This is a genomic window from Priestia veravalensis, assembly GCF_001457055.1.
Classification (GTDB): Bacteria; Bacillota; Bacilli; order Bacillales; family Bacillaceae_H; genus Priestia; species Priestia flexa.
On record NZ_KQ758683.1, the window covers coordinates 1 to 22,221 of the forward strand.

Consider the following 22,221-nt stretch of genomic DNA (forward strand, 5'->3'; position numbering starts at 1 on the left):
ATCTATATAAGTTGAATTAAAGGATTACAATTACTCTCTGTTGAAGTATAAGGGTAACACTTACCAATGAACGGAGAGGAACTAGATGACCCATTCACGTCAACATGAAATCGAAACCTTGCTTACAGCGATGAAAACGACCAAAGATAAACGAATGTATGAACGTTATCAAGCGATTTACTTTTATTTACAAGGCTATTCTAAAAAAGAAATCACAACCATGATTGGGCGTTCCGAAAAAACTATCTATAACTATGTGAATGCCTACGAAGAAAAGGGACTAGATGGCTTAACCATGGGACAATCACCTGGAGCGCCACGCAAATTAACACCCGAACAAGAACAGGAATTGGCTCAAGTGATTGCGACCAAACTTCCCGTAGATGTTGGCTTCCCAGCTAAGTATAATTGGACGTTAAAGATTATTGCTTCATTTATCGAGAAAAAATGGAACCAACCGTATACTCTTCGTGGTGTCTCTCGACTTTTACACGATTTAGGCCTTAGTTATACCAAACCGACTTATACGCTGGCAAAAGCTGACCCGTTGAAACAAAAAGAGTTTGTGGAAGAGACGTTCCCTGCCTATAAAAAAACTCTTAAATGAGGAGATTGACCATCTTCTCTTTCAAGATGAGTCGATGATTCGGGATTACCAAGCTCTTCAATACACATGGTTTTTAAAAGGCAAGCAACGAATCATTCCGACTTATGGAAAGCACCAGGGTGTCAAACTCATCGGTACACTTAATTATGAAACGGGAGATGTGCTTTGTGTAGAAGAAGAACGATACGATGCCGAAGCGTTTCTTCGTTTTCTTCAAAAGGTATTGAAACACTATCCGACCGGTAAGATTGTCATGGTGTTAGATAATGCCCGTATTCATCATGCGAAGCTGATTGAACCTTTTTTGCGTAACCACCAACATCGTTTAGAATTGGTTTTTTTACCACCTTACAGCCCTGAGTTAAATCTCATTGAAGGGTTATGGAAATGGCTCAAATCAGACGTAATTAATAACCTTTTTTATTCCTCTGTTAAAGAGATTCGAAGAAATGTGCAAGCTTTTATTCGTGAGTTAAATGACTCACCTAGAAAAGTTATTGATCGATTGTGCATTCGATTGTAAAAGATAAATTCAACTTATATATTATATAAAAAATCTGTGAAAGTTTGTATAGGATGAATGATTGATTATACAATTTATTGAGTAAGCACTTCGCTAATAATCCGACCGAGATCTGCAATTAGCCTCCGTCCATACTCGTTATGTTCAAGTCCATCAATTAATACCACAGCATAGCACCTTTTATGATGCGTAAACAGCACACCGCAATCGTGCGTTATTCCGCGCAAATGTCCAGGTTTATTTAAAATAAAACACTCTTCATTCAGCATAGAAGGTAGTTTATCCCGCATTCGCTGGTTAAGTAAGCTTCCTTTTAAAAAGTCACGCGAATCTTTAGAAAGAACGTCCTCTCTATAGAGTACTTTCAGACATGTAAGTAAGTCCGCTGCTGTTATGACGTTATCTCTTCCTTCCGCGGAAGCTTGAATATCCATCATCTGACGATTGAGCTGGGTGTTTTCTAACCCTAAATCATTAATACAAGCTTGTATGCGGTCTTGTCCCAAAAGGTCAATTAACATATTTGTAGCCGTATTATCAGAAAGAATGAGCATCAACAAAACTAGCTCTTTCACTGTAACGGTCGGTAAGTAGGGATACACATGTAAGATTCCATCTCCTCCTACAAGATCCGATTGTTTAACCGCGATGGTCTGCTGAACTAAAATAACGCCGGAATCAATTTGGCGACACGCTTCAACTGCAATGAGCAGCTTAATAGTACTAGCAGACGGATACACGTTTGTCGCTCCTTGCTCGATCCTTTCTTCAGGAGTTTCAAAGAGATAGCTCACTCTCCCCCTATACATGGACGACCATTGCCGAACGGTAAAACGAATTTTTTCTTCCACTAGACTCATAGTTTGCTTGCTGCAATTTCAGAGGTTAAATCTACAATCCCTTCGTTATAAAGGTGACACGCCACAAAATGATTCTCTCCAACCTCCTGCCACTCCGGTTTCATATTTGCACACGCATCCATCGCAAACTGACATCGCGTTCGAAATACGCATCCAGATGGCGGATCAATTGGGCTTGGTAGCTCTCCTTGTAGTACAATGCGTTCGCGCGCATCTTCAATATCAGGGTCTGGTATTGGAATGGCGGATAAAAGGGCTTTTGTATAAGGGTGTAATGGTTTGTTATATAATGAATTACTTGTTGTCAGTTCAACGAGATGACCTAAATACATAACGCCAATACGGTTGCTAATATGCTTAACCATTGACAAGTCATGAGCAATAAATAAATACGTAAGCCCTTTTTCTTCCTGCAATTTCTTCAGTAAATTAACAACCTGAGCCTGAACCGATACGTCCAAAGCGGAAATGGGCTCATCTGCAATAATACATTCGGGGTTTAGAGCTAAAGCCCGTGCAATGCCAATTCTTTGACGTTGCCCCCCACTAAATTCATGAGGATAGCGATTGGCATGATCACGATTCAAACCAACATCTTCTAAAAGTTCATAAACGCGCTCTAAGCGCTCTTTTTTATTAGAATATAACCCGTGAACCTCCATGGGCTCTGAAATGATTTCCCTTACTGTAGACCTTGGGTTTAAGGACGCATACGGATCTTGAAAAATCATTTGCATATTTCGCTGAAACGTAAATTTCTCTTTTTCAGATAGTTTATGCACATCTTTCCCTTTATAAAGTACTTCACCGCTCGTTTTCTGATAAAGACCAATAATCGTCCGTCCTGTCGTTGACTTTCCGCATCCAGACTCTCCTACTAATCCAAACGTTTCACCTTTTTGAATGGAAAACGAAACATTATCTACAGCCTTTAATTCTTTATTTTTAGCAACAGGAAAGTACTTTGTCATATTTTTCACTTCGAGAATAGGCTGTTTCTTTGTCATTTCATTTCCTCCTTATGTCCAGTAGCGACGTATTGCGCAAATTTCATCTTCGTATTCCATTCCTTTAATAGGAATAACCTCAACAGTTTTACCCGTTTTCGGCGAATGAATGATTTGACCATTTCCATAGTACATAGCCACATGATGTACAAAACCCTTTCCTTGTTCGTAAGCAAAGAATAATAAATCTCCTGGCTTCATTTCTTCATATGCAACCCCTTTGCCACTTATAGCCTGGTCGCTTGCATCGCGAGGAATCGTATATCCATTCGCTTTATGAAGGGAGTAGGTAAAGCCTGAACAGTCAAAGCCATATGAGCTCATTCCTCCCCATAAGTAGGGAAGGTCTAGAAATCGCTTTCCCTCCAACACGAGATGCTCTCCCGATTTTGTTGGATGCTGTTCTGTATCAGCTTGAACTACATTAACATCCTTAGTCAGGAGGAGACCTTTTCCAAGCGGCGTCTCTACTTCAACATGTTCGTTTAGGTGTTGAATCACAGGTAAAGTCGTTCGATAGCTAAGCATCAGCTCTGTTTGATTATTAATTACTAAAAGCGTTTTTTTGGCCACTACCTGAGCATATGAGTCTTGTTTTTGTACCTCTACTGACTTTAATTGACTTGCGGGAACCCAACCAGGATACCCTGCATCATTCTTTTTAGAAGGCTGACTTGGAATAAGGACGTAGCACCAATCTCCCTCCTGCTTAATAACCTCGACCTTTTCACCAAATAAAAGCTGCGTTTGGACAAGGTTTTCGTTGCATAAAGCGAGACGTTTTTCATACGTTAAACGATATAACCACTCTTCTATATCAACAGGTGCTTCTAGTGCGACCTTATCAAGGCTGCGAGGTGATTCTGTAGATGTCCACACCGTTGCAACTGACACTGTGACAACGTATCTCTTAGCATCCATTGTATCCTCTCCCTTTATTAATCTACTTTCACGCCGGCTTCTAACTCTACCATTCGTTCATAGGTTGACATTGTTGCATACGCCCCAACAGGCACCGCAATTTGTGGCGAGCAGTGTCCGATTAAGAACCCTTTCATAATCGGCTTTTTCAAACCTTTTAACGGCTGTAATAAAGCTTCTTCTAATGATAAAGAGTTTTCTTTTTTTAACGGTTCACACTTATGAAAATCGCAAAGCATAATGCCTGCTGCGTCTTCAAATTTCCCAGCAAGCTTTAACTGCGTCATCATCCTGTCAATGCTGTACGGCTCTTCTTCAATATCTTCAATAAATAAAATCTTGCCCTTTGTATCCACTTCAAACTCTGTACCGAGTGAACTTGCTAATAACGTCAGGTTGCCACCAATTAGCTGGCCGCTTACCTCCCCCTGTTCGATAATCTGGAGCGAGGTAATTTGGTCAGTATAATATGTTGGCTGAGGGGTAAAAAGCTGTTGAAAAGACTGCTTTGTTTGTTCTTTTACATCATCTTTTCCGATATCAGATGACAGCATTGGCCCGTGAAACGTAATAAGTCCTGTTTTTTGAGAAATAGCCGTATGTAAAAATGTAATATCGCTATAGCCCCAGAATATCTTTGGATTGTCTTTAATGAGCTCATAATCTAGTAAATCTGCCATTCTAGCCGTTCCGTAACCACCGCAAGCACAAATAATCCCCTTGACGTTTGGAGTAGCAAAAAAAGCATTAATATCCCCTGCACGCTGTTCATCTGTTCCTGCAAGGTAGCCATTTTTTTCATAAACTGATTTTCCAACTTGAACCTGAAGTCCTAAGCTTTCTAGGTACGCAATTCCCTTTTTTAACTGCTGTTCTTTTGGTGGGCTAGCTGGTGATACAACGCCGACGATATCTCCTTTTTTTAAAGCAGAAGGTTTCATCATTTAAAAGCACCCTTTCCCTTTATGTAATGAAGAGGCTGTGCGAAATAGAGAAATTGCTCCCATTTTGCACAGCCTGCTTATTCACTACTTTATGAACGATGTTTATTTTTTATCCGCCCATTTTAACTCTAAGTAACCAACTGGATGACGAACAATTCCAGATACGTTTTCGTTTGTCAAAAATACGTAGTTATAGAAGTGAATTGGGATAATTGGCATTTCATCAAATAATAGTTTTTCAGCTTCATACATTAGCTCAAATCGTTTCTTTTCATCAGCTTCATTCTTTGCTTGTTGAATTAATTGATCATATTTTTCATTACTCCAAGCCGTACGGTTCATTGAATGGCCTGTTTGGAAGTTTTCTAAGAAATTGATTGGATCTGCGTAGTCAGCTAAAAACGAACTACGAGATAATTGGAATTTCAGTGCTTTTTGCTCTTCTTGGAATACGTTCCACTCCATGTTCGCAAGCTTCACATCAACACCTAAATTTTCTTTAAACATTTGTTGCAGTGCTTCAGCAATTTTCTTATGCGTATCATCTGTGCTATAAGTTAGCGTGACTTGAGGTAGCTTATCGTATCCTTCTTCTTTCATTCCTTTTTCTAAAAGCTCTTTTGCTTGTTTCACATCTGTTTTGACAAGATCACCGCTTGTTTCACGGAAATCAGAGCCGTTAGCATCATTAAACCCTTTCGATACAAAGCCATAAGCCGGCTCTTCTTTGTTTTTCGTTACATAGTTAACAATTTGGTCTTGATCCACAGCTAAAGCAAACGCCTTACGAATATTGACATTTTGGAACGGCTCTTGATCTAGATTAAGACGATAGAAATAAACACCTGCTTGATCTTTAATGTCTAGACTATCATCTTTTAACAACTGATCACTTAAATCCGCTGGAATTTCAGATACATCAAGCTCACCGTTTTGGTACATTTGATATTCTGTATTTGTATTTTCCACCATTGCCCAGTTAACTTTATCTAACTTCACACTTTTCGCATCCCAATACTGATCGTTTCGCTCCATAACGATATTGCTGTTATGCTTCCACTCTGTCAGCTTAAATGGACCATTTCCAACGAAACTTTTCGCTTCAGCAAACCACTTAGGGTTTTCCGTTGCTACTTTTTCATTGATTGGGAAAAATGCAGGATTTGCAATGACGCTTAAAAAGTACGCTTGTGGACTCTTTAACGTTACTTCAAACGTCTTATCCTCTACTGCTTTTACTTTTACGTCCTCAGCTTTTCCTTTTCCTGTATTAAACTCTTCTCCACCTTCAATAAAATAGCCTAGGAAAGCAGCTCGAGAGCCTGTTTCAGGGTTTAATAATCGTTTCCATGCAAATTCAAAGTCTCCTGCCGTTACGTCATCACCATTCGACCACTTTGCATCTTCACGAATATGAAATGTATAAACTTTACCATCTTCTGATACATCCCATTTCTCAGCGATTGCTGCTTCTGGTTCATGCTCTTGCCCTAATCTTGTTAAGCCTTCCATTAAGTTGTTTAACATTTGCCAAGAGTACGAGTCAAAACCAATTGGTGGATCAAAAGAAGTTGGTTCTGCACGGTTATTCATATACAATACTTTACCATCTTCCTTCTTATTACCACCTTCAGGCTCGGCACCTGAATCGCTTGTTGCCGTACAGGCAGCAAGCGCAAATACTAAAATAGACATCATCACGACAGACATAATTCGTTTCATCTTGTTCCCCCTGTTCTCTTTACCTATTTATGTATCTATAAGGCTAGCTTATAGTAGATACTAGTTTTTTGGCTCTTTCATCTTGCAGCCAACAGCTGACTGAATGCTCATTCCGAAACAAAATTTCACCAGGATACACGCGATCACACACTTCCATTGCGTAAGGACACCTAGCAGCAAATGAGCATCCAATAGGAGGTGCAAATAAGTCTGGCGGCGAACCAGCAATTGGCACGAGGTCTCCACCACTCAAATCGAGGCGTGGCACAGACTGTAAGAGACCTTTTGTATAAGGATGCTGCGGTTGATAAAAAATACCTCTCCGCTTTCCTGCTTCAACGATTTTACCTGCATACATGACGGCTATTCGGTCTGCGACTTGGGCCACAACTCCTAAATCATGCGTAATCAAAATAATGGATACACCTGTTTTTGCTTGAACCTCTTTAAAAAGTTCTAAAATTTGAGCTTGAATCGTTACGTCTAAAGCCGTTGTCGGTTCATCGGCAATGAGTACTTCCGGTTCACATACAAGAGCCATGGCAATGACAATCCGCTGTCTCATACCTCCGCTAAATTCATGAGGATATTGTTTCAAACGCTCTTTTGGATTTGGAATTCCAACTAAATTAAGCATGTCTAGTGCTTTTTTATTTGCTGCTTCTTTTGTAATATTTTCATGCTGCATCATGCTTTCTGCAATTTGTTGCCCTACCGTAATTGTTGGGTTCAATGCAGTCATTGGATCTTGGAAAATCATTGAGATATCTGCGCCGCGTATCTTTCTCATTGCCTTTTCAGAAAGCTTTGCTAAATCCCTTCCCTTAAATAAGATTGATCCTCTTGTAATCTTTCCTGGAGGATTTGGAATCAACCTCATAATGCTTTGAGAAGTTACGCTTTTCCCACATCCTGACTCGCCTACAATCGCGAGCGTTTCGCCTTTATATAAATCAAACGACACGCCTCTAACCGCTTGGACCTCACCGCCATATGTAGCGAATTTCACAGTTAAATCTTGAACTTCTAAAACTTTTTCCACTGCGCTTCTACCTCCTTAACTTTGGATCAAGGGCATCTTGTAAACCGTCCCCTAGCACGTTAAATGCAAACATGGTGATGGAAATAAAGAAAGCCGGGAAAAATAAGCGCCACCAATAGCCAGATAAAATAGAAGATAAACCGTCGTTTGCCATTACCCCCCAGCTGGCAAAAGGCGCTTGAACACCTAATCCTAAAAAGCTTAAAAACGCTTCAGCAAAGATAGCTGTTGGAACCGTTAATGTCATTTGAACAATAATGGGTCCCATTGTATTAGGTAACAAATTTTTCTTAATAATTCTGGCTGTTTTTGTGCCAAATGTTTTGGAAGCAAGCACAAATTCATAGTTTTTTATTTGCAGAACCTGCCCTCGGACAATTCGGGCCATTCCAATCCACCCTGTCACGGAAAGTGCAAGGATGATGGTTGATAAACCAGGTCCCATCACCACCATTAGCAAGATGACGACTAGCAAGTAAGGAAGGCCATATAGGACTTCAACAATACGCATCATCACGTTATCTGTGCGACCGCCTTTGTAGCCAGCAACTCCTCCATAAATAACGCCGATTATAAAATCAATTAAAGCAGCCATTACTCCAACGAATAATGAAATTCTTGCTCCATACCACGTTCGAGTAAAGACATCCCGTCCTAAATCATCTGTTCCAAACCAGTGTTCTTTTGAAGGTGGCTGATTTTGATTCGCAAATGCCGTTTGCGTGACGCTGTGGGGAGAAATCATCGGTCCCATAATGGCCATGATGACTAATAAAACTAAAAAGATTAAACCTAGCATTGCTAGCTTGTTTTTCACTAATCGTAGCCATGCATCATGCCAATAAGACAAGCTAGGACGCACAACAGCTTCAGCCTCGGTGCGATCTTTTTGCTTTGGCACAAACCATTCATCAGGAATGTTTACTGGCTCTTGTGCTTTCAAATCACTCATGCTCATCCTTCCTTTCGATGTAGTTTAATTCTTGGATCTAAAATGCCATAGGCAATGTCTACTAAAAACAGCATAAAAATTAAAATGGCGCTATAAAACACTGTCGTTCCCATAATGACCGGATAATCACGCGTGTTTATACTGTCAACAAAGTATTTTCCCATACCAGGTATAGCAAAAATCTGTTCAATAACAAACGTCCCTGTCAGTACGCTAGCAGCAATTGTTCCCAACACCGTTACAACAGGAAGCAACGCGTTTCGCAAAGCATGCTTAAATACAATCTTATAGGGGGAAAGCCCTTTAGCTCTTGCTGTTCGGATATAGTCTTGTGTTAACACTTCAATCATACTTGCACGGGTCAAGCGCGCGATAATAGCCATTGGCCCCGTCGCAAGAGCAAGGGTTGGTAAAATCATATGCTTCGGGCTCGTCCATGTAGCAGCCGGCAAAATCGCCCAATCAACGGCTAGCTTTTGAATAAGCAGCGTTGCCATAACGAAGTTGGGAATCGAGATTCCGATAACAGCAATCGTCATAGCTAAATAATCGACAATTCCATTGCGGCGTAGTGCAGCTACAATTCCAAGCGCAATACCTGAAAATACAGCTACAAGTAAAGTGATCATTCCAAGTTCAAAAGAAACGGGAAACCCGCGCCCCAGCAAATCATTTACTGTTTGAGACGGCTGCTTAATTGATGGTCCAAAATCAAACGTAACAATGGATTTTATGTACATAAAATACTGGACAATTAATGGCTCATTTAAGTGATAGTACGACTCTAGATTTTCTTGTACAGCTTCACTCGTAGCTCGCTCTTCGTTAAAAGGTGAACCTGGTATAGCATTCATTAAAAAGAAGGTTAATGTTACAATGACCCACAATGTGATAATCATTGAAATAAAGCGCTTCACTATGTATGTCTTCATTTTTAATCACACTTTCTAACAAAATGTAGTTCGCATCGCAAGTTCTGTCATAACAAGCATCGCTTGATATGCTTCTAAAATATCTTTCGCTTGAAAGCTAACGGTTGTTGAATTAGGCTCAATTTTTGTACCTGGCATTAAATTGGCCCATTCCGCTTGACCATAATTATTAAATTCGATTCTCAAGGTTGGTTGGGTTGGTGGTAATAAAGGGTTGACTAAGTGTTTGTTTTGAATAGCAATTTCAACTTTTTCTTGAAGTAATTGTTCTGCTTTCTTAGGAGTAAGTGTTTGTGCTGCAGAACGAGAAATGGCTTTTTTAACAATTGCTGTCGTAATGTTTGGAATGAGTGATGTCGCTTCGGTGGTTGTATAATCATCTCCTGCTACAAGTAAGATGGGCACTTCATAATATCCTGCGACGTAAGCATTAAATCCGAGCTCACCAACGGCTACGTCGTTTATATACATATTTCGCACTCCGAAAGTCATAGCATGTGACATAACACCAGGCATTCCAGCGCGTGAATGGTATCCAATAAACATAGCTCCAGCAAATGAATCATCAAGACCTTGAACCATTGAATATGGCTTAACGCTTCCTGAAATTAAAACGGCTTCAGGATGTAGGTCTTCAACTAACAGGTTATTCATACTTGAGTGGCTATCGTTTACAACCACTTCTGTACATCGGCTTTTTAAAGCAGCTGTGATGACAGCATTGGCTTCTTTCGTCATAATGCGCCTACTGCGCTCATAGTTTGCTTCTTGTAAAAAGACGTTGCTTTGATCCACGAGACCAGTAATTCCTTCCATATCAATAGATACGTATAGCTTCATCTTTACACTCCCTTCTTTGTTTAAAGAGTTAATTGTAGTAAATATTAAGAAAATTATAAAATATTTATTCAATTTTTTCAATATAATATTTATTGTTTTTGGAATAAGTTGTTTATTTCTGTCTATCTCTCTATTTACCCTACATATTTCGTCAATTTTTGCACCGTTTCTTTACCTGCGTCGATATACCTACAGCATTTGTTTTCTAGATTAATATAGAGATATCGCTTTCAAAACAACGATTTCGTGGTAAAATGTAAAAAGTTACTAGCTAAAACAAACTAGATTTAGACAGATTAAACATGAGGTGCATACTATGATTCGTACGTCCATTGCTTCTTTACAATGGTTTTTATTTATGATTTCTAATAGCATTATCGTTCCAATTGTCATCGCTTCTCAATTCAACCTTTCACCAACAGAATCCATTGAATTTTTACAGCGGACGCTTTTCATTCTTGGAGCATCAGGCTTACTTCAAATCTTCATCGGACATCGATTACCAATTATGGAAGGCCCAGCTGGCGTTTGGTGGGGCGTATTTTCCCTTTATGCCGGCTTAGGAACAGTTTTATTTGGTTCGGGAACGGAAACGCTTCAGGTTTTACAATTCACGATGATTACAAGCGGGATTATTGCTTTATTAATGAGTGCTTTTGGCCTTATTGATAAGCTAGCAAAATATTTTACCCCAACCGTAACGGGTACTTATTTAATTTTACTAGTAGCACAGCTAAGCGGTTCATTTTTAAAAGGGATGCTTGGCGTAACAAGCGATAACCCTACTATTAAACTTCCAGTCGCGTTAGCTTCAGCTGCTATTTTACTATTGGCTTTTTATATGCTGTCACATCCGCTATTTAACAAGTTTAGTATTATTGCAAGCATCGGCATTGGTTGGGGACTGTTCGCCCTTTTAAACTTAACGGATCAAATTACGTTTCAACCCAACCTCTTTTATATCCCTGAACCGTTTGCTTTTGGCCCCCAAAAAATAGAATGGAGCATGGTAACAACTGCTTTCTTTGTTACGCTTATCTTAATTACAAACATGCTCGCTTCCATACGCGTCGTTGAATCTGTTTATGAACGTAACGGGACAAAAACAAAAGGAAGCTATATCAAACAATCAGGCATTGCTTCAGGCATTAGTCAATTACTTGGAGGCGTTTTCTCTGGTGTCGGGGCAGTTCCAATTTCGGGGTCTGGAGGCTTTATTTCAGCAACTGGTATATACAGTCGTTTACCGTTTATCGTAGCGTCGTTCTTATTATTATTTGTGAGCATTTTTACTCCGCTCACTTCCATTATGTCTAGCTTACCAACAGCCGTGGGCTATGCTGCTATTTTCCCTGTCTTTGCGAGCATGATTGCATTAGGCATGCATGAGTTTTCCAATACATCTGCTCCTTATCAAGCCATGAAAAAAGCTGGAATTCCTCTATTCGCAGGAATTGGAGTTATGTTCTTACCTTCGGAAGCTTTTTCTACACTGCCTCCACTGGTAACGACATTCTTGAGCAACGGTTTGGTGTTAGGTACGCTCATTATTCTTGTTATCGAAGTGTACTCATCTTTTCAAGAACGCCGCCTTTCTAAGAAAAGCAGCCAATAAAAAAAGTGCTTTGCATATGTAGCTGCAAAGCACTTTTTTCATTTACTTAACACGTAGCAAACGAAGATCTTCGTCTCCTTTTGCCATCTCATAAAACTGGCCGCTTTCATCTTGTTCCAATACAAGGTGAAGCTCTTGTTCCGCTTGTTTTATATCTCCTATACTCGCTAGGTAACAAGCTAAATTGTAGCGAATAAACAGGTCATCTTCTTCCTCTAATCGCTTTGCCATAAGCTCCGCTGCAACTTGTGTCTGCCCCGTTAAATGATAGGCAATACCAAGCTCTACATACAGCAAGGTGTTCGTTTGGCCATTTTCAATTCCTTCATTGAAAATGCCAATGGCTTCATCATAACGTTCTATTCGATTATATAGCTTTCCTAATCCAGCATAAACGTTGGGATCATATTTTTGCTGCTTTAAAAGTTGTTTAAACTTTTCCTCCGCTTCTACTTCACTTCCTTGCTCACCGAGTAGAATCGCTTGATATAATAAGAAATCAAAGTTGTAAGGCTCTATATCTAATAAAAATTCGAGAAAGGATAAGCCTTTTTTTATGCTCTCATCATCATGATCGAGATTGATGATAATATGCATTAAATGATGTCCAATACTAAGGTCTTCCGTTTCTTTTAACTTTCTCTCTAACAAAGCAATAGCTTCGTCTTCCATCTGCCTTTCTTCATAAAAACTTGCTAGCGCATGCACGGCTTGTACATTTGTACGGTCTAGCTTTATAGCCGTTTCATGTAATTCAATGATCATACCGAAAAGTGCAATCATTGTTGCTTTTTCTTTAAACTTTTTAATCGTACGCTTTAGAAATGCGCTTTCCTCTTCTACATCATTAAATTCTTCGACTACTGCTTGCAGTGCGACCGCTGTATTCATATAGATAAATGCCTTTTCTTCCTTTGGGACATTTAGTTTCTTTAAATGAGTAGACAGTGTCAAAAGTTCTTTTCGGGATGGGAAGCATTCCAGCCACGTTGCATAAAACAGCTCTTCTTCCACGTTTTCTTTAATGAGGGTTAGCATAACCAACTTCGCTTCTTTAAGATTTCCTTGTTGAATACACCAATTTGCATAGTGGTGCTGTACGGCTTGTTGATTTGGACTCATCTCTAGCGCTTTTAACAAGTACTTTTCCTCTTGGTCTTTATCACCTTTCGCACCATATACATAAGCTAAACTATCCATAACCCATCCTTGAAGTGAAGGTGTGTCAACGGTTTCTAAATAGTTAATGAGCTCTGCATAGTCGGATTCTGTCTTACACAAATGTGATAAACGCTCCATATTCACATCTAATGGATCGAATTGCAGTACGGTATATAGGTAATCTCTTTCTGCTGCTTCATCTTCTTCCATTCGAGCAATTAGTATTAAGTTCTCATACGCACCGCTGTTTCGACGATCATAATACACGCTTAGCTCATACGCTTCTTTAGCTTTTCCAACTAAATCCATCTCTTTGTAAACTTCACCTAATCGATAGTATGAAAAGCCATTTGGTTCAACTCTCAGCGTCTCTTCATAAAGAGCTATCGCTTCATCATATCGCTTCTCTTCTTCTAACAGTACGCCAGCATAGCATCCATAAAGAATTTCTTTTGGATTCATTTTCCATTCTTGTTTTAAGAAGGTAACTCCTCGTTCTAATTGATCAAAATCATTCATAAATCCAACATACGATTCTAAAGCTTGATCTAAATCCGTCTCTAGGCCAGCAAGACCTTTTTCAATGAGAGAGATTCCAACCTCTACCCCCTCTTGAAGGCCGTTTTCTTTGCAAAAATGTACCAACGCATTCCCAGCGTCTAAATAAGCATCTTGATCGTACTCTTCAGCTATTAAAGCTTGTTCATACAGCTTTAAAGCTCCCGATAAACGGCCAGCTTGCAGATAAGCATAAGCAAGGCCATTTTGAAGCATTGGCGTATCAGCATTTGCAAAGAGCTGAATTGCTTTTTCATATTCTTTGTTTTCAATATAGAGATCTCCAAGAAGACGTGAGAGCGTTTCGTTGCTTTCGACTTGCTTAATTCCTTCACATAAAATAGTCTCAGCTTTTAACGAATCGTCTTTTTCATGTTGATACCAATCCGCTAACGAAATGTACGGGTAAAGCATATCAGGCTGCAGGTGCTTTGCTACCATAAAGCCTCGATAAGCTTTTTGTCCTTTTTCTAAGCGCTGATCACACTTAGCGCGTTCATACCATAGAAATGCGTCTGTGCGATCATGACGCAATAACTCATCGAAAATAGTTCGAGCTTCTTGAGTCTTTCCGAGATCATTTAAAATCAGTGCATGATTAACTTTTGAAAATGGCTCTTCATCATAAAAGCTTAGTGAAGTATGAGACAGTTCAAAAGCGTAATCAACATCGTCTTTATAGAAATATGCAAGAGCCAAATAGCTCAGTACAAGATGCTGCTCAATATCTAGCTGCAATGACCGCTGAAAATACGTAATTGCCTGCGTATACTGATCATCTTCAAAATGAAGCCTACCTTTTAAGTAATAATAAAATGAACTCGTTCGTTTTTCTTTAACTTGTTGCAAGAGCTCACCTGCTTTTTGTTTTTCACCCGTTCGGAAAAACGCATAAGCTGTGTGTAGCCTAATATAGTCATTGTTTGGATACGTAGTAAGCAGTTTGTGTAACCACTCGAACGTAACTTGACGACTATCCTCTCGAAAAATGTGCTTAATGCCAAACAAAGGAGAAAAAGGAATATCTCCATGTGACTCTAGAAGCGCTATTAGCTGTTGAATATAACGCTCTTCATCCTGCTCAACTAGCTCTGTTATGCGATATAATTCTTTAAAAAAATAGTGATCACGCTCTGAAAGAAACGCAAGTCCTGCTTCTTCTTTACAAATAGCAATTGATAAATAGCCTGAGTTTACGTAAGCTCGTTCAAACTCACTATACTCAACCAGCTGAGGATTTAAAAAATTAGGATCCTGTACATAGAAAGCCTGTAGCTGATCATTATAACCATATACCACTTGAACATGTGAAGCATGCTCAAATTCTACGCTAACAAGTATTGGTGTACCGTTATGAAGCAGTTGCTTATACGTCTCTATAGTCCCTGTGAAAAAACGACAGCTATAGCCTAGACTTTCCGTATACTCCACCGCGGTTGAAAGTTTTGAACCAAGTTGGCTATAAATATGTTCAGCAATTTCATCTTGTGTCTTGGGTTGGTTAAATAAGCTAAGAATCATGCTTAAGCTTGCCGGAACGCAGTAGTTATCTTTTTGAATAATAGGTTTAATGGGTAACTTCACAGCTTGTCCATCATTCATTAATTTTGCGTACGGCGTATTTTTCAAACTCTCTTCTTGCTCTACTAATACCTGTAGCTTGCTTGCATTTTTTAAATAAAAATAGGCTTCTGCTTTGAGCTGTGTAAAATAAGAATGATACTCTTTTGTAATGAGTATTTGTTCCAAGTCATTAACAGCCTCAAGAAGCTCCTCATAGCACTGTAAATCTTTTAGTTTTCTAACTTTCTCCATATATAATGCAGGTAGCTGAGGATACATGCCCAAAGCTTCATTAATCGTATGTAAAGCTTTATCATGCTCACCTTTTGCAGCGTATAGGTCCGCCAAAAATAAAAAGCACATATCAGACTTTTTATTTTCACCGATACCCTCGCTTAAATAATATTCTGCTTTTTCCCATTCGCCCGTTTGAATATAAAAATAGCCCCATTTATCAAACATTTCGGTTTCGTTGTATTGCTCGACTTTTTGCATCCATTCTTTCGCTTCATCAAACCGCTTAATTTCTAACAGAATACGTACCATTAGGAAGTAAGCCGTTTCAATTTGTTTTGGTGTAACTGTATTTAAATCTGTAGTTTTTAATAATAAATCCAATTCTCGCTTTGCTTGTAGCGTCTTTCCTTCACGAACAAATTCATCATATAAAAAGACAGCCATTTGAAATGTGCCAAAATGGCGATAAGCGTATCGAGTAACCACGCTACTATATCGATACATTAACCCGTCATCTAATAGACGAATGAGCTCGTATAAATCATCGCTCGATTGAAACTCAGCAAGCTTTTTCCTTAGAGTAAGGTGTGAGGGTGCCTTTTCAAGCTGTTCTAATTCTAAGCGCACAGATTGAAGTCCATCAACAATCCGATGCTCTTCTACATAATTTTTCAACTCTTTTACCGTAATCTTCATCATTCTAGCCACCTCATCTATTCCGCAACCAAATCTTTTAACAGCTCTAATGGTCACTTAACTCTTATCATATCAACGTTTCTACTGTTAGACAATTATTTATTAACAAGGTAATTAACACCATAAACTATCTAATATTAGGGACTTTTTATCGGAAAATTAATATTGTATAAAAAGCAGATTTAATATAAGAAGAACGCGTAAAAAGCGAGGTGTATAACTATGAAAAAAAACAATAAAAATTCTCATTCAATAAGAGCTAAACAAGTTACTGACTGGACGACACGTTCGATAAAGCTTTCAACCAAGTTCTCTTTGCCACCTTTAAAAATCGCCAAAACAAATATCGGTTATTATTATGCTAGAGCAGATGGACAACAGCGCATCTTTACAAATAAAGACCAATTGCCAGGCTACGGAAACAGCGGCATATTGAGCCCTGATTCGGTTTCCTATACTAATTTATTTGTAAACGGAATGCTTCAACCTCCTGCAATTTACAAAGTGGATGAAGGTATACTTGAGCTTTTGTCGACAGATGTTCCTTCCGAGAATACATTAATTTCACTCCAGTTTATTACAATTTATTTAGCTTAAATTCCATAATAAAAAGAAGCAAAAATGTAGCTTTGCTTCTTTCGTATCGCTTCATTATGTTGTAACGGTTGTTGAGGAAGCCGGTGTAAAGTTAACAACCTCTACAATAACAGGAGTTCCTGTTAAAATTGATCCGCCTATTGGTACATCAACTGCTACTGAGCCTACGCCCGTAGCACCAGGTGTGTAAGTCAATAACCCTTCCATCTGTAATAAACCATTGATGTACACTTGATAATAGCTATTGCTGCTTTCTAGTGCAGGAAGTGTCGTTGCTGCTGAGCCATCATCCAAAAAAAAGTCAGCAGCATCGATTGTTAGCGTGCCTCCTCCATCCGTTTGTGCAGTCGTAACGTAGAATAACTTTGTATTAACGGGGCTTATGGTTGTAACTGTTGTAGCAGAAGCTAAAATTTTCATAATTTGCAATGCCGTCTTCTTTGTCCCTCATTTCACTGATTCATCTTTTCATTCATAGTGTATGACACAGTAATACAAGTTGTGAGGGACAAACATCTATCTCTAAAATAAAATTAAACCTCAGCTTTTTTAACCTTCACGGCTTCATCTGTTGGTTTGATTGCCTTAAGGACAATGATAGCCCCAATTGCACTAACAAATAAAGACATTTGGAAAACAGCCATATCTGACCATTTCATTAACAATGTATACAATGGGGGTCCGGCAGCGACTCCAACAAAGCGCATGGAACTGTATATTGACGTAATTGTACCTCGCTCTTCTTTCTCAATGCCTTCCGTAATTAAAGCATCTAGACTTGGGAGAGCAACACCTATTCCGATACCGCCAATTACAAGCGTTATGATAATCATGACGATCGAGGTATTAAAGAATAAGATGGGAAAAGAGCAAGTTAATAGAAGAAATCCAAAGAATGAACACCATTTCATCACAACTTTATTCTTACCAATTTTCTTTCCAGCAACATAAGAGGCAATGGATAGTGCAAGCAATGGAATGGCCATAACAAAGCCTTTTTTTGTATTGATAATGTCGTATCTCTCTTCTAGAATTGTTGATAAATAAAAGAGCATTCCAAATAAAACAAGCATGATAATAGCACCTAAAATAAAAATAGCTAACAGCCAGCGAATATTCTTATGAAGAGTACCCTTCACATTTTTAATGAAATCTTTAATGTTTTGTTTCTTTGTATCAGATGATCCTGACTTAGGAGTTTTCACCAAAAAGAGAACAAGTAAGATGGACAATAAACAAAGAATAGGAATAAACCAAAATGGTAAAAACCAAATAAAAGAGGCTAAGAATGAACCTAAAATGGGGCTTAATACTTTACCAAACGTGTTAGCCGTTTCAATTAACCCTAACCCTTTCGTTACTTCCTGTTCGTCCTCAAACATATCCCCTACACAAGGAATCACTACTGGCATGGCACCGGCTGAACCAATCCCCTGAACGGCTCGCCCAATTAGAATAATCCAAAACGGGCTATCCATTTGCCATGAAGCCCACCCCGTAATTGCTCCACCTATCCCTGCTAAAATTAGACTGGGAATGATGACTTTTTTTCGTCCAAAGCGATCTGATAAATAGCCAGCAATTGGAATCAAAAAAATAGCAAATATTGAGTACACGGTAATAATCATTGAGACCTGCATAGAACTGATTTTCAACTGCTTTTCAATGACTGGCAAAACAGGTATGAGCATGGAGTTCCCCAGTGTCATAATAAGCGGAACCGATGCAAGCGCAAGCAAGTCCATTTTTTTTCTACTTTCCATAGCAGCCTCCAGGTAGCGTGATGCTAAACAATTTTAAGCATTTGCCAAACAATGCATATCTATATTTTTTTGCTATTTTATCATTTCCTATTCATGCATAAATCACAATCCTATGATTTAACCATCCCTTGTGTATCAAACCTTTTTAAAAGATTAATCACTCATTTTTTATTCATAAATTATCAAAGTTCGGACAAGATAAAAGAGGAAAAACTCAAAAACCTCTTTCATTTTTCGATAAAAACTATTATATTTAAGTTGTCGTAAGACGTTAGAAGTCTGACGACAACGTGCTAAAAACATAAAGAAAAGGTGGAGAATATGAATTTCCTTTGGGGTCTATTAGGTATTGCATTTATCTTTTTGGTAGCGTTTTTATTATCCAGTAATAAAAACGCAATCAAACCTCGTACGATATTAGTCGGCTTAGCCATTCAAGTTCTATTTGGATTTATCGTCTTAAAATGGAACGTTGGCCGAGCAGCTTTAGAAAAAGTAACAACTGCTGTCCAAAACGTTGTAAACTATGCAAATGAAGGGATTTCCTTCTTGTTTGGTACACTGTCGGATGCAAGTCAGCCTACTGGGTTTATCTTTGCATTTAATGTATTAACGTTAATTATCTTCTTCTCTTCTTTAATTGCGGTTCTATATCATCTAGGAATCATGCAGATTATTATTAAGTTCCTTGGTGGCGGATTAGCCAAACTACTAGGAACAAGCCAAACGGAATCTTTATCTGCCGCAGCGAATATTTTCGTTGGTCAAACGGAAGCACCGTTAGTTATTCGACCATACTTGCCAAAAATGACAAGATCAGAGCTTTTTGCCGTTATGACGGGTGGTCTAGCATCAGTTGCTGGTTCAGTATTATTTGGATATGCAGCTTTAGGTGTACCAATCGAATATTTATTAGCAGCAAGCTTTATGGCTGCTCCAGCCGGATTAATTATGGCCAAAATGATCATTCCAGAAACAGAAAAGACGTCAACAGCTGAAGGCATTGCAATGGAAAAAGATAAAGATACGGTTAATGTGATTGATGCAGCTGCTCGCGGAGCATCTGACGGGTTAAAGCTTGCATTAAACGTAGGAGCAATGCTACTTGCATTCATCGCACTGATTGCATTGTTAAATGGACTTTTGTCTGGAATTGGAAGCCTTTTCAACCTTGAAAACTTTACGCTTGACACCATTTTAGGGTTTGTGTTTGCACCGATTGCGTTTGTTATTGGTGTCCCTTGGAGTGAGGCCGTACAAGCTGCTGGTTTCATCGGACAAAAGTTTGTGTTGAATGAATTTGTAGCGTACTCTTCTTTTGCTCCACAGATTGATCAGCTTTCTGATAAAACGGTCGCTGTTGTCAGCTTTGCACTATGTGGGTTTGCTAACCTATCTTCACTTGCTATTTTATTAGGTGGTTTAGGAAACATGGCTCCAAGCCGTCGCCCAGAAATCGCACGTTTAGGATTCCGTGCTATTCTTGCTGGTACATTAGCTAACTTATTAAGCGCAGCAATCGCAGGTATGTTTATTTAATAGCAAAAGGTGAGACGAATTCGTCTCACCTTTTTAAATCACATCATCATGATACATAAATTGTTTATCAATAATATGTTCAATGTAAATTGTCGTTAACTCACTCTTCTTAACATGAGCGACAATCAAACCTAGCGGATCTCCAATTGTAAAGCTCGTACCATTATGAAATGTAAGCAGTTTTTCATCCAAATGAAGAACGCGCTTATAGATTTTTTCTCTTTCAATATCAGTCCTTTTTTTGGATGCTTCTGTCGTTGAAAACAAAACGATAATTTCATTTCCTTTCACTTGTGTACGGTACACAGCTCTCACTCCTTATCGACAATTAACCTGATAATAAACAGAATTTTTCGATATCTGTTTTCATTATACCTCTAAAACAAAGATTAGTAAATACATCCATAATATTACAGATATTTAAATCATTATGTATATCAGTGAAAAAAGCACTCTTTTTATCGCGGTCACTTTACGATGAAAAGAGTGCTCTTCCTCTGTTACAACCTTATTGCTTTGCCTCAGTTAACTGCTGCTCACAAGCTTTTAAATCCGCCATGCACTTTTGAAGAAACTCTTCGTCTACGCCCGTTGCGTTTGCCTGTGCCGCTTCTAATTCTGTGCGCGCGTTTGCTAGAGCTTCTGTTGCTTCACTAAGCTGCTGTGGACTCATGCTCATCGTTGCAGTTCCAATCATTTTTTGCGCCGATTGAATAGAGACTTGAGCTTGTTGCAAATCATTATAACCTGTTGTTACGTCTTGCTTTGAAAAGTTATCCATTCGGAAAACACCTCCTGTAGATAGGATAAAGCAAGACGAAAAAAATTATACAGAACTACTTTTTAGTTAATAGCTCTCCGTAATTTTTAATTTTCTCCCCTACCGTACACTCATTAATACAAAACGATTGGGCATACGTTTTTCCGCGCTCTTTATTAAACGTTTTTTTGACAAAGCAGTCATTGCAATAGTAATCTAAAAGCTCTGTTACCTCTTCTAATACTTGCTTTCTTTCCATGCTGCATCTCTCCATTTCAATTAGTACCTATATTCGTTTTCGGCTAGCTATCGTAATTCCTTGTAAGGCTTGTGTTGCAAGCTGATCTGCTTCTTCATTATCTTTGCGTGAAATCGGTTCATAAATTGGTTTAATTCCTAATTCTTGTAGCTTATCTTCAATGCGATCTAAATATTTATTAAAGGTTTCTTCAAAGCAAGGCCATTCACCTGCTAGCTGATTTAATACAACTTGCGAATCTCCTTTAAACGTCACTTGGATGTGATGAACTCCCATTTCTTCTAGCTGCTGTACCGCAAAATAAAAAGCCGCGTATTCCGATTCATTATTCGATTCAATCTGTTCAAGCTGCGTGTTAACTCGAATCCGCTGAGGAAATCCATTTTGTGTAAAGTAAATAACAGCACCGAGACCTGCGACCTGCATGTCGTGGTGAAAGCCCCCATCAAAATATACCGTGATGTCATGAGGTTCCGTTTGAATTTCTTCAAATAACTTTTTGGCTTCTTTTACAGTCCAACGTTGTCCATCTTCACTAATCAAATAAATTTCCTTTGCGCGTCCAGTTCGTTCCAAATCCCCTATAATGATAAACGCTTCGTTTGCATCTGTGAAATCAGAGTAAAACGTCAGTTGCTTTTGTTTGGATGATTCATAGTGCCATTCAATTTGAAATTTCATCTTTCCAGTTCCTTTCATCGGCAATTTTTAAATACCGCACGTAAACTTTTCTACTTTTTTGTATTTTATCACTCATCCTGTCTTTTCATGACAATTATTATCGTGATTTTACTGTAGTTAGCACTAAATTTTTTTATGGTACAATAGCACTAGCGTCGCATAAATTTCAACTGAATTTTCTGTTTTCTTATTTTTCCTTTTATAAAGAAAAACGAATACTCTTGAACAGAGGTAGTAAACATCCATTTTTTTACTATAACTGTTGACGAGTGTGACAGAGGCGGGAAACCCTTTATGGGACCGCTTTTCCTGCGATTTTTCGTAGCCATAAGTGAGCGGATTTCCATGGAGCTGCCTTCAGTAAACGACTAATTTGTAAGTACGTTCTCGAACTATTCGTGTTCAGTTGTGCCAGTACATGCAGGCAATAGACAATCATTGC

General features: G+C 38.7%; 20 protein-coding genes and 1 pseudogene. 4 read left to right on the forward strand and 17 right to left on the reverse strand.

Annotated elements, in window-relative coordinates; genetic code table 11:
- Window positions 1-85 precede the first annotated feature (85 nt).
- Window positions 86-1,130, forward strand: a protein-coding gene (locus AS180_RS21795) for an IS630 family transposase (protein ID WP_090752857.1) whose coding sequence is annotated in 2 segments (ribosomal slippage) — window positions 86-583 and window positions 585-1,130 — 1,044 coding nt in all. Because the reading frame shifts where the segments join, the coding sequence is not laid out codon by codon here.
- A 74-nt stretch (window positions 1,131-1,204) separates the two neighbouring features.
- On the opposite strand, the gene AS180_RS16865 is transcribed toward AS180_RS21795, so the two are convergent.
- The 9 genes from AS180_RS16865 to AS180_RS16905 all read right to left on the reverse strand — a co-directional run bounded on the left by AS180_RS16865 (window position 1,205) and on the right by AS180_RS16905 (window position 10,350).
- The gene (locus tag AS180_RS16865) at window positions 1,205-1,990 is read right to left on the reverse strand and encodes a serine hydrolase (RefSeq protein WP_081801809.1); all 786 of its coding nucleotides are present in this window, start codon (window positions 1,988-1,990) and stop codon (window positions 1,205-1,207) included.
- Window positions 1,987-2,997: an ABC transporter ATP-binding protein gene (locus tag AS180_RS16870; protein ID WP_025908189.1), complete on the reverse strand. Its 1,011-nt coding sequence runs from the start codon at window positions 2,995-2,997 to the stop codon at window positions 1,987-1,989. The genes AS180_RS16865 and AS180_RS16870 overlap by 4 nt, the downstream gene beginning before the upstream one ends.
- Before the next feature lie 12 nt (window positions 2,998-3,009).
- Window positions 3,010-3,918, reverse strand: a complete 909-nt coding sequence (locus AS180_RS16875) for a C40 family peptidase (protein ID WP_062687183.1) — start codon at window positions 3,916-3,918, stop codon at window positions 3,010-3,012.
- A 17-nt stretch (window positions 3,919-3,935) separates the two neighbouring features.
- The gene (locus AS180_RS16880) at window positions 3,936-4,862 is read right to left on the reverse strand and encodes a S66 peptidase family protein (RefSeq protein WP_062687184.1); all 927 of its coding nucleotides are present in this window, start codon (window positions 4,860-4,862) and stop codon (window positions 3,936-3,938) included.
- 102 nt (window positions 4,863-4,964) lie between these two features.
- Complete coding sequence (locus AS180_RS16885) at window positions 4,965-6,584, reverse strand: peptide ABC transporter substrate-binding protein (protein WP_025908192.1); 1,620 nt, start codon at window positions 6,582-6,584, stop codon at window positions 4,965-4,967.
- Window positions 6,585-6,627: 43 nt separating this feature from the next.
- On the reverse strand, window positions 6,628-7,626 hold the full coding sequence (locus AS180_RS16890; protein ID WP_025908193.1) for an ABC transporter ATP-binding protein: 999 nt from the start codon (window positions 7,624-7,626) through the stop codon (window positions 6,628-6,630).
- Window positions 7,627-7,633: 7 nt separating this feature from the next.
- Window positions 7,634-8,578 carry an ABC transporter permease gene (locus tag AS180_RS16895; RefSeq protein ID WP_035320101.1) on the reverse strand — a complete coding sequence of 315 codons (945 nt, stop codon included), beginning with the start codon at window positions 8,576-8,578 and terminating at the stop codon, window positions 7,634-7,636.
- Between the two features lie 2 nt (window positions 8,579-8,580).
- Complete coding sequence (locus AS180_RS16900; protein WP_062687185.1) at window positions 8,581-9,510, reverse strand: ABC transporter permease; 930 nt, start codon at window positions 9,508-9,510, stop codon at window positions 8,581-8,583.
- A 15-nt stretch (window positions 9,511-9,525) separates the two neighbouring features.
- Window positions 9,526-10,350: a M55 family metallopeptidase gene (locus tag AS180_RS16905; RefSeq protein ID WP_062687186.1), complete on the reverse strand. Its 825-nt coding sequence runs from the start codon at window positions 10,348-10,350 to the stop codon at window positions 9,526-9,528.
- A 319-nt stretch (window positions 10,351-10,669) separates the two neighbouring features.
- Between AS180_RS16905 and AS180_RS16910 the strand changes: the two genes are divergently transcribed.
- Window positions 10,670-11,965 carry a purine/pyrimidine permease gene (locus AS180_RS16910; protein ID WP_175384211.1) on the forward strand — a complete coding sequence of 432 codons (1,296 nt, stop codon included), beginning with the start codon at window positions 10,670-10,672 and terminating at the stop codon, window positions 11,963-11,965.
- 42 nt (window positions 11,966-12,007) lie between these two features.
- Here the strand turns inward: AS180_RS16910 and AS180_RS16915 are convergent, their stop codons facing one another.
- A complete protein-coding gene (locus AS180_RS16915; protein ID WP_082636402.1) occupies window positions 12,008-16,183 on the reverse strand; it encodes a C39 family peptidase in 4,176 nt (1,391 codons plus the stop codon).
- 219 nt (window positions 16,184-16,402) lie between these two features.
- On the opposite strand from AS180_RS16915, the gene AS180_RS16920 reads away from it, so the two are divergent.
- Entirely contained in the window at window positions 16,403-16,777 is a 375-nt protein-coding gene (locus tag AS180_RS16920) for a DUF4183 domain-containing protein (protein ID WP_025908199.1), read from the forward strand.
- A 54-nt stretch (window positions 16,778-16,831) separates the two neighbouring features.
- Here AS180_RS16920 and AS180_RS16925 read toward each other — a convergent pair whose 3' ends face one another.
- Window positions 16,832-17,197 carry a DUF4183 domain-containing protein gene (locus tag AS180_RS16925; protein ID WP_062687190.1) on the reverse strand — a complete coding sequence of 122 codons (366 nt, stop codon included), beginning with the start codon at window positions 17,195-17,197 and terminating at the stop codon, window positions 16,832-16,834.
- 113 nt (window positions 17,198-17,310) lie between these two features.
- Window positions 17,311-18,540 (reverse strand): MFS transporter, encoded by a 1,230-nt coding sequence (locus AS180_RS16930; protein WP_025908201.1) that lies wholly within the window; start codon window positions 18,538-18,540, stop codon window positions 17,311-17,313.
- Window positions 18,541-18,861: 321 nt separating this feature from the next.
- On the opposite strand from AS180_RS16930, the gene AS180_RS16935 reads away from it, so the two are divergent.
- On the forward strand, window positions 18,862-20,079 hold the full coding sequence (locus AS180_RS16935) for a NupC/NupG family nucleoside CNT transporter (RefSeq protein WP_025908202.1): 1,218 nt from the start codon (window positions 18,862-18,864) through the stop codon (window positions 20,077-20,079).
- A gap of 33 nt (window positions 20,080-20,112) precedes the next feature.
- Here AS180_RS16935 and AS180_RS16940 read toward each other — a convergent pair whose 3' ends face one another.
- From AS180_RS16940 to AS180_RS22760, 5 genes and pseudogenes are all read right to left on the reverse strand, one after another.
- Window positions 20,113-20,394 (reverse strand): hypothetical protein, encoded by a 282-nt coding sequence (locus AS180_RS16940; RefSeq protein ID WP_226372986.1) that lies wholly within the window; start codon window positions 20,392-20,394, stop codon window positions 20,113-20,115.
- A 193-nt stretch (window positions 20,395-20,587) separates the two neighbouring features.
- Window positions 20,588-20,860, reverse strand: coding sequence for a DUF2564 family protein (locus tag AS180_RS16945; protein WP_025908203.1), 273 nt, complete (start codon window positions 20,858-20,860; stop codon window positions 20,588-20,590).
- A 55-nt stretch (window positions 20,861-20,915) separates the two neighbouring features.
- On the reverse strand, window positions 20,916-21,098 hold the full coding sequence (locus tag AS180_RS16950; protein WP_025908204.1) for a zinc-finger domain-containing protein: 183 nt from the start codon (window positions 21,096-21,098) through the stop codon (window positions 20,916-20,918).
- Window positions 21,099-21,125: 27 nt separating this feature from the next.
- Window positions 21,126-21,779 carry a ribonuclease H family protein gene (locus AS180_RS16955; protein WP_062687189.1) on the reverse strand — a complete coding sequence of 218 codons (654 nt, stop codon included), beginning with the start codon at window positions 21,777-21,779 and terminating at the stop codon, window positions 21,126-21,128.
- Window positions 21,780-22,071: 292 nt separating this feature from the next.
- Window positions 22,072-22,221 (reverse strand): annotated as a pseudogene (locus tag AS180_RS22760) (IS4 family transposase); the annotation flags it as partial.

What these genes read in the sequence shown, in the direction of transcription:
- AS180_RS16945 (WP_025908203.1), bottom strand. Translation starts at nt 20,860, where the DNA reads ATGGATAACTTTTCAAAGCAAGACGTAACAACAGGTTATAATGATTTG.
- AS180_RS16880 (WP_062687184.1), bottom strand. Translation starts at nt 4,862, where the DNA reads ATGATGAAACCTTCTGCTTTAAAAAAAGGAGATATCGTCGGCGTTGTA.
- AS180_RS16865 (WP_081801809.1), bottom strand. Translation starts at nt 1,990, where the DNA reads ATGAGTCTAGTGGAAGAAAAAATTCGTTTTACCGTTCGGCAATGGTCG.
- AS180_RS16915 (WP_082636402.1), bottom strand. Translation starts at nt 16,183, where the DNA reads ATGATGAAGATTACGGTAAAAGAGTTGAAAAATTATGTAGAAGAGCAT.
- AS180_RS16875 (WP_062687183.1), bottom strand. Translation starts at nt 3,918, where the DNA reads ATGGATGCTAAGAGATACGTTGTCACAGTGTCAGTTGCAACGGTGTGG.
- AS180_RS16950 (WP_025908204.1), bottom strand. Translation starts at nt 21,098, where the DNA reads ATGGAAAGAAAGCAAGTATTAGAAGAGGTAACAGAGCTTTTAGATTAC.
- AS180_RS16885 (WP_025908192.1), bottom strand. Translation starts at nt 6,584, where the DNA reads ATGAAACGAATTATGTCTGTCGTGATGATGTCTATTTTAGTATTTGCG.
- AS180_RS16895 (WP_035320101.1), bottom strand. Translation starts at nt 8,578, where the DNA reads ATGAGTGATTTGAAAGCACAAGAGCCAGTAAACATTCCTGATGAATGG.
- AS180_RS16905 (WP_062687186.1), bottom strand. Translation starts at nt 10,350, where the DNA reads ATGAAGCTATACGTATCTATTGATATGGAAGGAATTACTGGTCTCGTG.
- AS180_RS16955 (WP_062687189.1), bottom strand. Translation starts at nt 21,779, where the DNA reads ATGAAATTTCAAATTGAATGGCACTATGAATCATCCAAACAAAAGCAA.
- AS180_RS16925 (WP_062687190.1), bottom strand. Translation starts at nt 17,197, where the DNA reads ATGAAAATTTTAGCTTCTGCTACAACAGTTACAACCATAAGCCCCGTT.
- AS180_RS16935 (WP_025908202.1), top strand. Translation starts at nt 18,862, where the DNA reads ATGAATTTCCTTTGGGGTCTATTAGGTATTGCATTTATCTTTTTGGTA.
- AS180_RS16930 (WP_025908201.1), bottom strand. Translation starts at nt 18,540, where the DNA reads ATGGAAAGTAGAAAAAAAATGGACTTGCTTGCGCTTGCATCGGTTCCG.
- AS180_RS16870 (WP_025908189.1), bottom strand. Translation starts at nt 2,997, where the DNA reads ATGACAAAGAAACAGCCTATTCTCGAAGTGAAAAATATGACAAAGTAC.
- AS180_RS16900 (WP_062687185.1), bottom strand. Translation starts at nt 9,510, where the DNA reads ATGAAGACATACATAGTGAAGCGCTTTATTTCAATGATTATCACATTG.
- AS180_RS16920 (WP_025908199.1), top strand. Translation starts at nt 16,403, where the DNA reads ATGAAAAAAAACAATAAAAATTCTCATTCAATAAGAGCTAAACAAGTT.